Consider the following 15,944-nt stretch of genomic DNA (forward strand, 5'->3'; position numbering starts at 1 on the left):
TGGAAAAATCTTTTGGTTTCGCTGCGATGTCTAACGACAAACGGCAACTCTTGGAAACGCTTTGCGAATGCGTCTACGCAAACTGTAATACTACCTTCTATCAAGTGATCTACCAAAGGGATGATTTGATAGTTGGAATTGTCATGGTTTAGTAAAATTTATTAACTCAAATCAGGGGGCATCATGGTAGAAAGTAATCCCAAACGGCAGTTGGTAATTATAGGGGGAGCCGAAGACAAGGAAGGAGATTGCCAAATTCTGCGGGACTTTGTGCGACGCGCTGGGGGTACGAAGGCGTATATTGTAATTCTGACAGCGGCGACAGAATTACCAAGAGAAGTGGGAGAAAACTATATTAGAGTATTTGAGCGACTGGGAGCCGAAAATGCTCGCATTATTGATACAGAAACCCGCGAAGATGCATCTTCATCTACTGCATTAGAAGCAATTCATAAAGCAACTGGGGTCTTTTTTACCGGAGGAGATCAAGCTCGCATAACTAACATTCTCAAGGGCACCGAAATAGATACGGCGATTCATCAACGGTTCTCTGAAGGTGTAGTTATCGCAGGCACAAGTGCCGGAGCTGCCGTGATGCCAGACGTAATGATTGTAGAAGGCGACTCAGAAACACATCCTCGGATTGAAACTGTTGAAATGGGCCCCGGTCTTGGTTTTCTACCAGGAGTGGTAATTGACCAGCATTTTTCCCAACGCGGACGCTTGGGACGCTTAATTTCAGCTTTGATACTACAGCCTGCTGTTTTGGGATTCGGTATTGACGAGAATACCGCTATGGTCGTGACAGATAACCAAATTGAAATTATTGGTGCAGGTGCGGTTACGATTGTTGATGAATCAGAGGCTACGTACAACAATATGGACGAAATTTTGAAGGATGAGTCTTTGGCGATTTGCGGAGCAAAGCTTCATATTTTGCCACATGGCTTCAAATTTGACTTAAAAACCCGCCAGCCTATCCTAAATAATGGCTCTGTGGCAAATATGTCTGTAGCTGTTGGTTGAATCAACACCTAACTTTTACCAGGTGCGTTTAAATTGAGCCAATAATTAATATTTGTAGATTAGTGACATTTATTTCTTGAATCTCCTCCCAAGTACTCTTAGAAATAGCGGACATAGCCCCGCATTTTCACGAGGAAAGGGGGGATTTATTATTAACAAAACAGAATTCAGGAGTCAGGAGCCAGAATTCAGAATTTAATTCTGTGTGACATCTATGACAATCTACTTTTATAACACTCGTGAAGAATATGGCTGTTTCTCTAACTTTTCGCCCTACGGCTTTGAATTAGATGGATTCTATTGGTCAACTAGCGAACACTACTTTCAAGTTAGCAGGTAGTCATTGCGAATGGAGCGAAGCGGAATGAAGCAATCGCAGCATCTAGACTTTACGATTGCAACTCTAAGAGACGCTCCGCGAACGCTTCATTTCATTACGCTCGCAATGACAAAATATGTTTTTACACATTTGGGATGCTCCCACATCATGCGGCAAGGTGTGCTATCTAAATTTCAAACTCATACAGATATCAGGAATATCTTACTTTCCACAGGCAATGCAGAAATTGTTGAAAACTCGCCCATCGATTTTTACTGGGGCTGCGGAGCCGATGGTAGTGGTAAAAACATGCTAGGAAAAATTTTAATGCAGGTGCGAGAGATCCTGCAACATACATACAGCGCAGATGTTGATAATAGAAATGTTAAATAACATTCTTGCTATGAATGTTTGCTCCAATATGAACTTTTATAATCGAAATTGAAGGACAGATAGGCAATTAAAGGCGTGAAACTAAGATTACTAGACTCAAACTTCTAGTAATACATTACCTTGAAAAAATATTTTTATATTTTATAGTTTTACAGACACTAAAGACACACTCGCCTAAACTTCTGAAATTTACATTCTTGTTGAGTAGCTTAAAAGCAGCAATTCTTCACAGGATTGACACTCTACGCTCTAAAAACGTATTTATATTTTAAAGTTTCCTATTGCCTAAGTAACAACTATAGTTATTACTCTTCATGAGTGGTAATCTGAAAGCCTCGATCAACGATTCAATAGCGAAGCGATCGCTTCATTGATAGACTCTCATACCAATTCGCAAAAATCTTGATACATATAGATTTCTCGTAGGGCATGGCAAAGACAAGCCCCTACCAGCGTATTTGTATCATTTTATTATTAAAGTGAAATGGTATCACGCCTACTTAACCTACGCTGTGCTAAACCAAACCAACCTGATGAAAGATACCTTGTGGTTTTGGGAACACTAGATTTAGCACCAGACTGAACAGGAAAGGGCTGATGTCTAAAGGCGAATGGAATAACAGATCGAAAAATACAGTTCCCCTACAATTACCCATAACATACTTAAAATCAGTGAAGCGTAATACAATTACCCATGAATTTGACTCTGGTTCACAAGCAGAAATACTACCTATACAGGAAAGTGACAACAATTTATCGGAAGCATCCAAGCTACTAAAGCAAGGAATTCAACAGCAGCAAGCTGGTGAATTAATAGCGGCTTTGAAGTCCTTACAACAATCCTTGGGGTTGTTTCAGTCCGTTGGGGATTTGCAAAAACAGGCACAGGCACTTTCTTTTTTAGGATTGGTAACTTACAGCGCTGGAGACTACAAAGGTGCTATCTCTTACTCCCAACAGTGTTTGTCTTTGCTGAATAAGAACTCAGATTTAGCATTGCAGATGCAAGCACTTTCCCATGTAGGGAATGCATACCGTCATCTAAATGACCATAACAAGGCTATTGAATTTTTGGAAAAATGCTTAAAAATAACGCAACAGCTGCAAGACAAACGTAGTCAAGTAGCAGCACTGAATAATTTGGGATTGGTGTATAAAGCTTCGGGAAACTTTACGCAGGCAATCGAGTATCAGCAGCAAAGCCTAGAAATTGTCCGGGAACTCAAAGATAACTGGGGCGAGGAACAGGTACTCAAAAATTTGGGTAATGCTTGGTATGCTTTGGACAATTACCCAAAAGCGATCGCCTATTATGAGCAGTGTGTAGTACTAGCACGCTCCTTAAAACATGTTCGCAGTGCCTCTCAGGTGCTAAAGAATCTAGGGAATGCTTGTTATGCCTTAGGTGATTATGCTAAAGCCATTAAGTATTATGAAGAACGCCTGCAATTAGCTAGAGAAATTCAAGACAAGCGTAGCGAGGAACAGTCTTTAGGTAATTTAGGAGTTGCTTGTGAAGCTTTGGGTGACTATAACAAAGCCATTAAGTATTATGAAGAACGTTTGCTGTTAGCTAGAAGTATCAAAGATCGGCGCAGTGAAGAAGAAGCTCTTGATCGTCTCAAAGCTGCTTGCTACGCCTTGGGTGATTATGCCAAAGCTATGCAATACCAGCAAGGAACATCTTCAAATAATTCGTAATTCGTAATTCGTAATTCGTAATTCAGTTTTGTAATGGGGATAAAGACAAGAGTCACAAAACTTGCTGATGCCATTAGCTCTCTTGACAAAAACGCCCAAAAATCGTTAAAAAGCAAGAGAGGGAAAGGAATAATTAAGAGTTAATAATTAGTTAATAATTTAAAATTACTCGCATAGGTCAATTTCTTCCATTGTCTTTTGTTGCTGGAGATATGCGAGAACTTCTAATGTATCTACTTGGGGAAATTGGGCATAAAAATTACTCACACTCCGAAAGGGTTCCGGTGTTTCCAAGACAATGGTGCGATCGCCCCACTGTTCTAACCAAGATAGCAATTTTGGTGGTGCTACTGGAGTACATAGCCAAACTGCTGCTGGAGAAAGCGTTTTCAGAGCAGTTGCTGCTACCGCTATTGTCATACCTGTAGCAATGCCATCATCAACTAAGATGAGCGTCGCATCCTCTGCATTCACCTGCCCACAAGCAGGAATTAATAAAGCCTCAAGAGACTTAGCAAGGTTTATCGCTTTATTTAAAACTACTTCCCGCCACCGCGCATCATGTTTAAGGCGAAATAGCTTTTGATCCGTCCAAAGAACATTTCCAAAAGTCGTGACTGCACCAATTGCTAACTCTGGGTTTTCTGGATGGCTAATCTTTTTCGCCACAACAATTGTCAACGGACAATCCAAAAGACGTGCTATTGGTGCTGCTACTGGTACACCTCCTCTTGGCAAAGCATAAACAATTGGTACAGGCTTAACCCCAGAATCAATAGTTTGCTGAGTCAAAACATCATGAATCACTCGCGCCAATAACTCACCCGCATGGGTGCGATCGGCGAAAAGCGGGGTATGTGACATGGTTTCCCCCAGCATTTTAGGACGGTACTGCTTTTATGATGACTGAATTTTGTCTCAAATTAACTGATACAATAAGATTTGTATAAATAATTAAGTATTCAGCAAAAGTCTATTTATTCTGATAAATCTCCAACCAAAGCAGTATTTAACTCAGATAAGACAGATGGTGCTGATGCCAAAATCCTAATTTTCATGAGCAGCGAAACCCAACTCAGCCTCTTCGACGACTCAACCCTTAACCAACGAGAACTGATTCCCACAGACGCTAAAATTGCGATCGCTCCGGGAACTTATTCTGACATGACGGAGTTGGCACAGCATTGCGATCGCTGCCATCGTTGTCCATTGGGAGACACTCGAACTCATGCTGTTGTCGGACGCGGTAATCTCAAAGCCCCAATTATGGTTATAGGAGAAGCGCCTGGTCAAAATGAAGACGAAACCGGCTTACCATTTGTAGGCAGATCAGGGCAGTTGCTAGAGAAAATTTTGGCATCCGTAAATCTCACTACAGAGCAAGATGTATATATTGCCAATATAAATAAATGTCGTCCACCAGATAATAGAGTTCCTACACCTGTAGAAGTGGCGGCTTGTCTACCCTACTTATTGGAACAAATTCGCCTAGTTGACCCTAAAATAATTCTGTTAACAGGTGCAACTGCTGTCAAAGGCATCACAGGCGATAAGCGGGGGATTACGAAAATTCGCGGACAGTGGCTAGAGTGGGAAGGGCGTTTATGTATGCCAATTTTTCATCCTTCCTACTTGCTGCGTAACCCTTCTAAAGAAAGAGGTGCGCCTAAATGGTTGATGTGGCAGGATATCCAAGCAGTGCGTGCCAAGTTAGACGAAATCCAAAATAATAGCTAATCCTTAATTCCCTCTTTTTAAGGGTTGTTATTGCGAACATCTTTTCAATTACTTGCTTCGTTCCTATGCCGCTTGGGAAGAAATTCCAAAGTTAATAGCTAAAGTCCTCTCAAGAGGACTAAATACAAGATTTTAAGCGATGTAGACGACTAGATTCTGTGAAAGAGAAAATTTCAGTCCACTAATTGCGATCACTATCTTTGATTCATGCTGTGCTAGCAGTGGCTGGGTCAACTACCGTGCTATTGGTTGGTGCAGGTGTGTTCTACCACGGTTTGCGTCGCTACTCCTCAGAAAATTTGATGCAGATGTGAGGTTAGGTTGAATGTTGGCAAACCTTCAACATTCCAAGAAGTTGTCGTTGGTAAAATAAATTGGTTTGTATTTTTCAGCGACAGTAAGAGCAAAGTTATACTAATGGCTGAGAATACTTCTGTTGCAGATTCATTATGAACGATACAAGTTCGGTCAAAAGAATTTTGGTTTTAGCAGCGAATCCAAAAGACACTTCAAGATTGCGATTGGATGAAGAAGTTCGAGATATTGAGGCAGGGCTGCAACGCTCCAAAAATCGTGATCAGTTTGTATTGACTCAAAAGTGGGCGGTACGACCAAGAGATATTCAACGAGCGATGTTGGATATTAGTCCGCACATCGTGCATTTTTCTGGACATGGTGCCGGAGACGAAGGTTTAGTATTCGAGGATGAAACTGGACAACCAAAATTGGTTGAAGGGCAAGCTTTGGCTAGGCTATTTGATCTGTTTTCTGACAGAGTAGAGTGTGTTGTCCTGAATGGTTGCTATTCCGAGGTGCAAGCACGATCAATTGCTCAATACATTAAAAGTGTCATCGGTATGACACAAGCAATTGGAGATGAAGCTTCAATTGAATTTTCAGTAGGCTTTTATGATGCTTTAGGAGCAGGTCGTCCAGTTGATTTTGCTTATAAACTTGGCTGTAGCGCAATCGCATTGGCAGGAATTCCGAAAAATTTAACACCAGTTTTGATACAAAAGACTAATAGCATAAAGCCTTTTATGTCTAATACAACACCTCAATCGGAACAGCAACGTAGAAATCAGAAAATAGAACTTTTTATCTCATATTCACACAGAGATGAAATATTGAGAGATGAACTAGCTAAACATCTCAAGTTGCTAGAAAAACAGCAAGTAATTTCTGCTTGGCATGACCGAGATATTAGTGCAGGCACAGAATGGGCTGGTCAAATCAGTAAACACTTTGAAACAGCTAAGGTAATTCTGCTGCTAATCAGCCCTGATTTTATCGCCTCTGACTATTGTTATGACATTGAGTTGTCACGAGCAATGGAACGACATGAATCAGGGGAAGCTCGTGTTATTCCAGTTATTTTACGACCAGTTGATTGGCTTGATGCGCCATTTGGAAAGTTACAAGCATTACCTAATAATGCAAAACCTATAACTATTTGGGAAAACCGGGATTTAGCATTTGCAAATGTTGTTAAAGGTATCCGTTTAGTTTGCGAGGAACTACTCAGAGAAAAACAAGTTATAGAAGCCATTCGAGAAACAGGAATGGTCGCTCCGGAATTAACTGTACAAAACTCTGAATTTCTCAAAAAGTCATTCCAAATATTTGAAGTATTTAAAACTTCTGGAGTTCCAACAGTAACTTTTGTGGAACCCCAGAACTTTCATTTGATTAAACTTGCCTTGATGCAGCCTGGAGTTGGTGTTGTTATTGAAGGACCTTCTGGTATTGGAAAGACAACAGCTCTGAGAAAAGCTCTTGAAGAAGTTAATCCAGAAGATAAAGGACTTCAGGTTAGAACTTTGAACGCCCGTAAACCGCAAGATTTATCTAATATTGGAACAATACAACAGTGGCACAACGGAATAGCTATTATAGATGACTTTCATCGATTAGAAGCGAGCTTGCAAGAGAAATTAGTTGACTATCTCAAGTATCTTGCTGACAATGAACTTCCTAAAAAATTGGTTATTGTTGGCATACCAAGTACGGGTAAGCGTCTTGTAAATTTGTCTTTTGATGTCGCAACAAGAGTCAAATTCTTTAAACTTGGAAGAGTGGCAGATGAAATGATCCTTAAAATGATCAGAAGAGGAGAAGCAGCCTTAAATATAGTTTTTGACCATAGAACGGATATTGCTCGTTCCGCAAATGGAAGTCTGAATATAGCTCAATTTTTGTGTTATCACCTAGCAGCAGGAAAAGGTATTGCTGAGACTCAACACAGTACTGAGATCATCACTAACAACCTTGAAATTGTAATTTCGGAAATTATGAGTAATGAGCTATCTTTAAAGTTTGAAGATGCTGTAAGATGCTTTGCCTCTTTAGATGACTACAATGAAAGAACTTGCATTGAGCTTTTAAAAGAGCTAGCTCGTAGTTCAGACGGATTTCTATCGCTTAAACACATAAGAGATTCTAGACCTGAAATAAGCCAAGGAATTAATCAATTTATAGCGAATGATTACATTAAAATATTGTATCAAAGGTGTCCTGAGAGTAGTAAATACTTGCTATATGATAAAGAGTTATGTGCCCTTATTGTAGATGATCCTCAACTAGTATTTTACCTGTTGAATACTCCTACTGTTCGTCTAAATACATTGGCAGGTAAAGCACCAATAAATTGAATGTTCTAAAGAGCCTCAAAGTGTCACTCACGCAAAAGTCCAGAAAATATAGAGGTAAAAAATTTAGGTATTCTTACCTCATAACGGATGTAGTAAGTAATTTTGCGTTGCATATTTGCCGAATGATTTTAATGGTTTTATGGGATGGGCGTCTCGTCCGTCCTTTGTATTTTGGGGCAGGTAAGATACCCACCCCACAAGATTCATTCCTAGATTCAGCAACGCCAGTAATTTATGCGAAGTCTAATCTACCTAGCAGTCTTTTTGATACCTTGCCAGCTTTCTCGCAGTCGCTTCAAGTTAGGAGCATGACCACCATAACGCCAACTAACATAAGCTTGGCTAATCTCATCTATTACCTCAGCAGTTGCCGGGGCATGATGCTGGTATGATCCTCTGGCATACTCTAAAGGTGTTTGTGCTGGATGCTTACCTAAACCTTTTTGAGTTGTCCATTGCAGCATTTGTTGATAAAGGCTCTCCATTGCTGGCAATTTCTTTAACCATCGACGATTGCGCCACTCTCGCCATTGTCCCCAACCCAGCCAACCAAAGAAAGCTGCTGTAGTTGCCAAGATTAAGCCAGTCAATACGCCAAACCAACCTTGAGAGAATAAAGCTAAAAACCAAGCGATCGCTCTAATCACCCACTTAAATATTGTCTCAAATACATTATTCAACAAACCTGTCACTGGAGATGGTAGCCATCCAGCAACCCAATGCCACAACTGGCGCAACACACTAAAAGTCTGAGTATCTTCCACTGATGGAGGTATGAGGGGATGATTGGGAATCGGGTCAAAGGCAAACCAGCCATATTTAGGAAAATATACTTCCGTCATCGCATAAGCATCAGTATTACGGACAACATATAGCCCTGTAAAGGGATTAAATTCTCCTGCACTAAACCCTGCTACCAACCGGGCTGGGATACCAATGGAACGTAGCATTACCGTGAGAACTGTTGAGAAGTGGTCTGGATAACCGCCTTTATATTTGAATAAAAAAGCTTCTACTAAGTCATCTTTTTCTCCCAAATAAGGCAAATCTAAGGGATTTTGGGGAAGAGAGTAACGTTGTTTTAAATATTGAGCTAAGTAGAGAGCTTTTTCATAGGGTGAATCTAGACTTTTAGAAGACTTTGCAACTCGTTCTTGATTGTAGTTAGCAAGAATTTCTTCGGTACGTTGCCGGACTTTTTCGGCAATTTCGGGAGGAATTTGCAGATAATGCTGTTTAATATCTCGTGGATATTTAGTAGAAGCTTCACCTAATTTAGTGCGATCGCGGTATGGCACTTCAGAAATTACTGTGTAGGTGAGTCCTTCTGATAATTCCACAGGCGATCGCAATCCATTTTCTTTATCAACCGCGATCATTGGTGTTGGAAAGTAAATCTCTTTGGGATAAGCCATCGCCGGAATTAGGTTAGGCAAATCCGCCAACACTGTATAAGTTTGTACTATCTCTTGAGTTTTACCAGTAATCAGAGGTCGGTTTAAGAAGATTTGGTAAGACCAAGGCGATCGCTTGATGGTTGTAACATCTTCATTACGGGAAACTTCCCATCCCTTACCCGTATAACGGTCAAATCCTAGAACTCGCCAAAAACCCTCAGCTTGCGATCGCACCCGCATCACAACTTTCGGTTTCATCTCGCCCCGCAGATTTTGGTTAATTTGGCTATTAAAACCGTAATAAAAGTTATTATCTACTTTACCTGGTTGACCAGTTTGATTTTGTCCCGTACCACTGCCTTGATTATCACCTTTACCTTGGCGGACATAACCGGGATTAATGATACTACGTCCGGTGAAATTACCTTTTACTGGAATAGCAGAACTTACAGGAAAATTGCGTAATTGATAGCCAGGAAATCTGGGTAAAACAGCAAAAATTGCCAGTCCCAGACCGACAATTAAGAAAAAATTCAGAATTAAAAATTTAAAATTAAGAGTTGAGGAATTCTTCTGATTTAATTTTTCATTTTTTATTTTTAATGGCTGCAAACCCAAGCGTGAACGATAATCTAATACTAAAGTTGGGAGAGCGATCGCTAAAAATAACAGCAACACAGGTGCAAATGCTAAAGTCTGACTTAACGTTGCCGCCACACCCAATAAAATCAGTCCTATAACAATCGAATAGCCCAAATTTTTCCGGCGGGGTGTATCAAAGCTATGCAACACCTGGAGTTGAATTAATAACTCCGCCAAACCCAACCGTGTATCATTCAACTCTCCCACTAACCGCCCAAAGAAAGCACCCAGTGCCACTAACATTCCGATAGCGATACAAAACTTAACTGCAACATTGCGATCGCGGCGACGATAGTAACTCCAAATCGCACCTAATACACTCAAGGGTAACGCCCAAAAACTGAATGAAGTTTCGGCAGCGATATCCGTCGCCACAATTCCCAAAACAACCAACGCTAGCACCAGCACCCGCAAGGAAATTGAATCTTCCACCTCTATCAAAGGCGATCGCTGCGGATTTTGCCGCCAGAAATTACCTACACGCCAAAACCGATTCATCCTGGATAAGTTAAGCATTTCGAGTCTAAGTGAAAATTCCACGGAAACAATGCTGAGGACAAAACTGTTCGCCCTACTTTAAAGTATTCCCCTTAGAAGAAGCTTTCTTATCCTGCCTTCACGCATCTATGAACGTTTAGCGCGTATTTTAAAAGTTAAAATCCAATCCTGGCAGGAGTTTCAAATGTTAAAAAAATTGACTTTATAGCGTTTCCTAATTACATGAACCTATCCCACTATTCTCAAAATCCCTACTTCTTTTCGTAAAATGTGCTTGAAAACCTTAATTTTTCGTTTTCAGTTCTCAATAAGCTTAAGCTTTATAGCACAAATATTATTAGTGGGATAGGTTCATAAGATACCATCATAGCCCCCTCCTCGCTTGCGGGGAGGGGGTTGGGGGTGGGGTTCTTAGGATTTAATAAGTAATCAAGCAATGATATAACGTTACCGCGAACTGTAACGCCAAGCGTGAACATAATTTTGTATAAAAAAAGCAACACAACCTAATAAATTCGTTGTGAAAAATTGGTGGCTTGGTAAAATAAAGGCGAAATCAGCACAACACAACAAACTAACTCGTTCCCCAGGCTTTACTAATAACCCAGTAGACTGACGAGTACCTACAAAAAATCAATTATGGGGTGGAGGCTGACTCTACACCCACTGGTTAACTGTAACCACGCTTTACGTATAAGTAAGCACCCTGTTGCTAGTAGTATCTAGAGACAGAAAAAGCCCCAAGGCAATAGTTACCTTAAGATATTCGGCATTACGTACTAGCGGTGGCAATTAAGGTTACACAGTGGGATTAATGACAAACAAAAGCGGCTGTTCGTCTATTTCTGGAAACTCAACTTCCAGAGTATAAGTTGGGTTAAGTTGCTCGCAACCTAACTCTACACTTAAGTATCCCGGAGTCGAAGATGTTGCCATTGCTAAAGTTCCACTTCCGCGAAGTGTCAAAGTTCCTTTAACGGGTAACTCAGCCTGAACAAGTAACTTCGTAATACCTACAGACTGATACTCTACTCTGATGTTCAAATTACCAACAGTGGTTAGCCATTGTCTTTCTACCACTGGACTAGTTGCTGAAAGTGGTAGAGTCAGATTTTCCAGCAGTTGTTTAGCCGCCAGCAATGACAAAGCCATTTGTTGACGCGGTTGTAAATCTGAATAATCGCTCTGAATATTGGGCATTGTATCCAGAGTACTTACAGACCGATAGGTGCTTCTTAGCACCAATCCTGCAATATCGTTTAGTGCTTGAGACTCGTTGGGAAAAAAGTTCTCCACCACTTGAACTAATTTTGCTCCCAGAGGCATTGAAGATGTCACCAACGCCTGACATTGTTCCAGCAATTGCTGGAAAACTCTCTCTGGTAAGGGACGCGGCAGGTTCAGCTTCGACTGTTGTACCATCCACCCCCAGGTAGGAACGAGCGTCATTGACGGCTCATCAACAAAATCGGGATAGTCGATTAATTGTGTTTCCCAAGGAAATAAAGGTGGGTGGTCTTGGGCTTCGATTTGTAAGCGATGCTTAAGGACGGATTGGAAACGATCTAGCACAGTAGGAATTTCTCCCAATTGAAAGGTCTGGGGCGTTCCTCCCAATTTTGGCTCACTGCTTTTTGAAGCAGTGGCTTCATTGTAGAGGTTTTTTACCCCGTCATTTTCCTTACATTCTACAGATTGGTCGTTATTTTTGACATCATCTGTCAATAACCAACCGAGACACTGAGATTGTAAGGATTCTGAGTCACTATTCATGAGTAGATGCACCTGATCCGGACACTAATGAGTTACGAATTTCCCAAGCTTGCTCAAGAATCTTAAACCATCGTTTTTGAAGTTGTGCCATTGACAGCCCTAAAGTTTTTGCGATTTTTTCATCGGGTTGTCCTTGTTGCTTCAACTCTAGTAAAGACCGTTGCTTATTGTCCAGTTGTGCTGTGTATACTTGCCATTGCTGGGGAGTTAAGCCCAAATTGGTGTGCAAAGAAGCTTCCAGCCATTCGTGAACTAATTCCCAACGATGTAACAAGGCAAACCGAATCAAATGATACTTGAAGCGCTGCTGTAAGTAATCTCTCTGACGAGGGGTTAAACCTAAAATCGACTCAATTTCTTGTGCTGATAAATCCTGGAGGCGGAGGGAAAAGTAATCAGCACAGTCAGATTGTTGCCGTTCTTCGAGATAATTCATTAATTCTGTAACCACAACGGAACGCAAAGTATCTTCTTCGGGTTCAGGTTCGGCTTGCGTTGCCATTGTGGAGCGTAATTGATGCACTGCTGGTTCTTCCCAACAACCATCGGCTTCACTATTGCTGCCTTCTGCGGCTTGTTCTATATCTACACTGGTTTCTGGGGGCTGCTGTTGAGAAAAAGTTTGCGCCCGCAAAATAATTAGCTGCTGCTGACGGCCTGGTAAGGGAATGCGTCGCTTGCCGTAGCGCTCGGTAAATGCCATGTACTCGGACAATTCTAGAAGCGTCTGAGGCCGATAAGTAGCACCAAGTTGATTTTCTCGTCGGAAAGCGTTTAATGCCTCTAGATAAAAACTCTGTAAAAAATCTTCAATTATAGTCAGTCGCCCTTGATAACTCAATTGCTTCTGAGGCGGATTAATGTATCGATAAATAATTGCACTCAGAGTACTGTGTAATTCTACCCTGCCCCGATTTGAACCCAACTGATAGTACCTGAGACATTGTTGTAGCCGATGCCGAGCTAGGGTCATCGCCGAGCTTTCTACAGACCCAGAAGCTTGAATACGTTTGCTTTCATGGCAAATCCGATATACTTCGGTGGTAATACGTCTTGCTACATCGTGGCAATTCTGCTCCGAAGCTTTGGTTGATTGTTGAAACTCCCTGGACAGGAGTTGAAAGATCACCTCCACGCCTTTAGAATTTTCTCCCAGAATATTTACAGATGGAATAGTTGCGGTTGCGGCTGAATTCATAGTCTCAGTTTTCAAAAGACCCTAAGTATTTAAATACAACCTGTACGACTGTGGGTATTGGCTTTTTTGATTTTACGTATAAGCTAAACGCAGACCAATCCTACATTCAGAATGTGGCTGATTTTATTATTCCCAACTTCGATGGGATTGTTCACACTTTGATAGATGTTATTGCCATTACCCAGGAGCCGTATACAAGTCATTATGGATTTAGAAGCACAAATTCAATTGCTGATTAACAATGCACCCCGCGATGGTATGACACCAAATCTGATTGCAGCAATTGCTCCTGCCCTTAGAGCGATCGCTCAAAAATTACGTTACTCCCAATACTATATTCTCCAAAATTCGGAAGAAAGCTGGGTTTTAACTACATTGAGCAATCTTACTAATCCAGGATTGGAAAAGCGTGTTGTTTACGCTTTCCCTACCATACAGGATGTCTCTCTAATTTCCCCTGCTGGGCTTGACCCTCAAATGCTAGCTAAAATTATCCCTGTCACCCATATTTTGTTCCAATTGGTGGCATTAGAACCCGTAGATAGCATCATTTTTTTGGAGACGCCGGGTAAGACCACTCATACCGTTGAAGTTAGACGAACTGATCTAGAAAAACTCATGCAGAAACAGCTACGACAACAGCGATCGCCTAAACAGATACCCCCTGATATTGCATAGAAAAAACTTGGATGTGGGATTTTTTAGATACAATCCCACATCCAAAATTTTAAATCTCAAATTTGTTTGAAAAAGTTTTTGATGAAAATAAATTAATGCCAGTTACTAACCTTCTAGTTCTTTAAAGAACCAAGCGATCGCTTAATTTTCCGCCTAATCTAAAATTGGTTAACAAACAGTTTTCAGTGAACATTTTTCCAAATTTAGCTGACCATTAAGCAAAATTTCCCCACCTAAGAACAGGTGGAAGGCTTCGCTTGGGGTCTAAAGTCCCCTAAAGTACCTGTTAACTGGTAAATGATTTAATAAAGGCGGCTCAGTGTGTACTCAGCTATGTTAATCAATGCCTGGTGGGATTCTGAGGGTGGGAGAACTTCAAGATGTTCAATTGCTAACTTAGCATGGTGAGCAGCTAACTCTCGCGCCTGCTGTATGCCTTGACTATCTTGAATTAGTGCTAGTGCTTGCTCTAAATCCCCTTCTTGAGCAAACTCTCGCTCAATCAGCACTTCTAAGGATGGTTTTTGGGCTAAAGCAAATAAAACAGGTGCAGTCAGATTACCACTTTTAAGATCCGACCCCACTGGTTTACCCAAGGTATCTGTTGTACTGGTGAAATCTAGAATGTCGTCAACAATTTGAAATGCTATACCAAAATGACGACCGTAGCTATATAGATGCTCAACAGTTTCTCGCGAAACTTGACTGAGTAACCCAGCAGCTTTAGAACTGTTGGCGATTAACGAAGCTGTTTTGTAATAACTCTTCTGGAGGTAAGTTTCAATAGAGATACCAGCATCAAAACGATTCAGTCCCTGCTGGATCTCCCCAGTAGCCAGATCCATAATGACTTCTGAGAGGAGTTTCACCACCTCCAAATTGTCCAAGTTTGCTAAATACCAGGACGATTGGGCAAAAAGAAAATCTCCTGCTAATATGGCAATGCGATTACCGAACAAACTATGAACGGTAGGAACGCCTCGCCGCACGTCTGATTCATCAACCACATCGTCATGTACCAAGCTAGCTGTGTGAATCATTTCTGTAATCTCAGCTAGGCGGCGATGACGCGGTGTAATGTCTTGATCTAACATTGTTGCCCGCGATATTAGCAGGACAATTGCTGGTCTGATACGCTTTCCCCCAGCACCGAATAAATGTTCGGCTGCTGCAAACAGAATGGGGTGGCGATTTCCAACTAGCTGTTTTAGGTTATCTGCTAGTAGTCGCAGGTCTGCTTCCACAGGGGTAAACAGGGAGGTGGCTGGGGTCATGGATGGGCGGACTCTGACTTAGGTTACGAAAGTTTACATATCCTACACTCATTTTAAGATAACCCTGTGCCGGCGCAAAGTTTTCATAAGGTAATCCCATTTTCATGAGTCTATCGGAGATAATTAAAGTTACTGATGTGTTTGTCAATAGATAATTATACTTAATTGCTGGTAACTCATGTTTTAAGTTACTTTAAAACCTGAGTTATAAGTATATGACAATGAATCTCAGATAAAATTATATTAAGTAGTTTCCTGTACACGTTTCCCGCCACAGTTCCAAGGATAATTTAAGCAATATTGCCTATTGACATAATAGATGTGATTTAAATAGGTCGCCAACGAGTAAGACTAAATTTCTTCAGGACTGGAGTGTAGCCAATACTGCTCGGGTTTTGGTGCATAGTCATTGAAGATCCCCCTTAGTCCCCCTTAAAAAGGGGGAAAATAAGCCCCCCAATTTATCGGGGGGTTGGGGGGATCGACTCTTAACCGAGCAGTATTGGGAGTGTAGCTATTCAAAAAATTTGAAATTTAGTAGTCGAGTAAGCTCAAAATTTCAGGTCGTTGTGTTACGCTAAAATATAGGAATTTTAAATTTTTCAGATATTTACACCCCAAAAGTAAGTCACCTAGTAGTTGATTTTACTGGATCGG

At 41.1% G+C, this 15,944-nt stretch carries 11 protein-coding genes and 2 pseudogenes; 8 read left to right on the forward strand and 5 right to left on the reverse strand.

All coding sequences use genetic code 11. The annotated features are described in order from the left end of the window. Positions 1 to 183: 183 nt before the first annotated feature. The 4 genes and pseudogenes from LC653_RS16335 to LC653_RS16345 all read left to right on the forward strand — a co-directional run bounded on the left by LC653_RS16335 (position 184) and on the right by LC653_RS16345 (position 3,439). Positions 184 to 1,026, forward strand: coding sequence for a cyanophycinase (locus LC653_RS16335; RefSeq protein WP_229495464.1), 843 nt, complete (start codon positions 184 to 186; stop codon positions 1,024 to 1,026). Between the two features lie 214 nt (positions 1,027 to 1,240). Further along, positions 1,241 to 1,358, forward strand: a pseudogene (locus LC653_RS47340) (Swarming motility protein ybiA); the annotation flags it as partial. A gap of 149 nt (positions 1,359 to 1,507) precedes the next feature. Further along, a pseudogene (gene ybiA / locus LC653_RS16340) lies at positions 1,508 to 1,738 on the forward strand (riboflavin biosynthesis intermediates N-glycosidase); the annotation flags it as partial. 597 nt (positions 1,739 to 2,335) lie between these two features. After that, positions 2,336 to 3,439 carry a tetratricopeptide repeat protein gene (locus LC653_RS16345; RefSeq protein ID WP_229495465.1) on the forward strand — a complete coding sequence of 368 codons (1,104 nt, stop codon included), beginning with the start codon at positions 2,336 to 2,338 and terminating at the stop codon, positions 3,437 to 3,439. A 165-nt stretch (positions 3,440 to 3,604) separates the two neighbouring features. On the opposite strand, the gene LC653_RS16350 is transcribed toward LC653_RS16345, so the two are convergent. Next, positions 3,605 to 4,303, reverse strand: coding sequence for a phosphoribosyltransferase (locus LC653_RS16350; RefSeq protein ID WP_229495466.1), 699 nt, complete (start codon positions 4,301 to 4,303; stop codon positions 3,605 to 3,607). Positions 4,304 to 4,495: 192 nt separating this feature from the next. On the opposite strand from LC653_RS16350, the gene LC653_RS16355 reads away from it, so the two are divergent. From LC653_RS16355 to LC653_RS16360, 3 genes are all read left to right on the forward strand, one after another. After that, positions 4,496 to 5,176, forward strand: a complete 681-nt coding sequence (locus LC653_RS16355) for a uracil-DNA glycosylase (RefSeq protein WP_229495467.1) — start codon at positions 4,496 to 4,498, stop codon at positions 5,174 to 5,176. Between the two features lie 185 nt (positions 5,177 to 5,361). Next, positions 5,362 to 5,490, forward strand: a complete 129-nt coding sequence (locus LC653_RS46240; protein ID WP_267923082.1) for a hypothetical protein — start codon at positions 5,362 to 5,364, stop codon at positions 5,488 to 5,490. A 135-nt stretch (positions 5,491 to 5,625) separates the two neighbouring features. After that, positions 5,626 to 7,827, forward strand: a complete 2,202-nt coding sequence (locus tag LC653_RS16360; protein WP_229495468.1) for a TIR domain-containing protein — start codon at positions 5,626 to 5,628, stop codon at positions 7,825 to 7,827. Between the two features lie 248 nt (positions 7,828 to 8,075). Here the strand turns inward: LC653_RS16360 and LC653_RS16365 are convergent, their stop codons facing one another. The 3 genes from LC653_RS16365 to hetZ form a co-directional block, all read right to left on the reverse strand. Then, positions 8,076 to 10,382: a transglutaminase TgpA family protein gene (locus LC653_RS16365; protein ID WP_372478181.1), complete on the reverse strand. Its 2,307-nt coding sequence runs from the start codon at positions 10,380 to 10,382 to the stop codon at positions 8,076 to 8,078. A 780-nt stretch (positions 10,383 to 11,162) separates the two neighbouring features. Next, positions 11,163 to 12,137 carry a PatU gene (locus tag LC653_RS16370; RefSeq protein WP_229495470.1) on the reverse strand — a complete coding sequence of 325 codons (975 nt, stop codon included), beginning with the start codon at positions 12,135 to 12,137 and terminating at the stop codon, positions 11,163 to 11,165. After that, positions 12,130 to 13,335 carry a heterocyst differentiation protein HetZ gene (gene hetZ / locus LC653_RS16375; protein ID WP_229495471.1) on the reverse strand — a complete coding sequence of 402 codons (1,206 nt, stop codon included), beginning with the start codon at positions 13,333 to 13,335 and terminating at the stop codon, positions 12,130 to 12,132. The genes LC653_RS16370 and hetZ overlap by 8 nt, the downstream gene beginning before the upstream one ends. Before the next feature lie 204 nt (positions 13,336 to 13,539). On the opposite strand from hetZ, the gene LC653_RS16380 reads away from it, so the two are divergent. After that, a complete protein-coding gene (locus LC653_RS16380) occupies positions 13,540 to 14,013 on the forward strand; it encodes a hypothetical protein (protein WP_229495472.1) in 474 nt (157 codons plus the stop codon). A 302-nt stretch (positions 14,014 to 14,315) separates the two neighbouring features. Here LC653_RS16380 and sds read toward each other — a convergent pair whose 3' ends face one another. After that, a complete protein-coding gene (gene sds / locus LC653_RS16385) occupies positions 14,316 to 15,287 on the reverse strand; it encodes a solanesyl diphosphate synthase (RefSeq protein ID WP_229495473.1) in 972 nt (323 codons plus the stop codon). Between the last annotated feature and the right edge of the window lie 657 nt (positions 15,288 to 15,944).

It is taken from the genome of Nostoc mirabile CHAB5784 (assembly GCF_020829645.1).
In the GTDB taxonomy this organism is placed as follows: Bacteria; Cyanobacteriota; Cyanobacteriia; order Cyanobacteriales; family Nostocaceae; genus Nostoc; species Nostoc mirabile.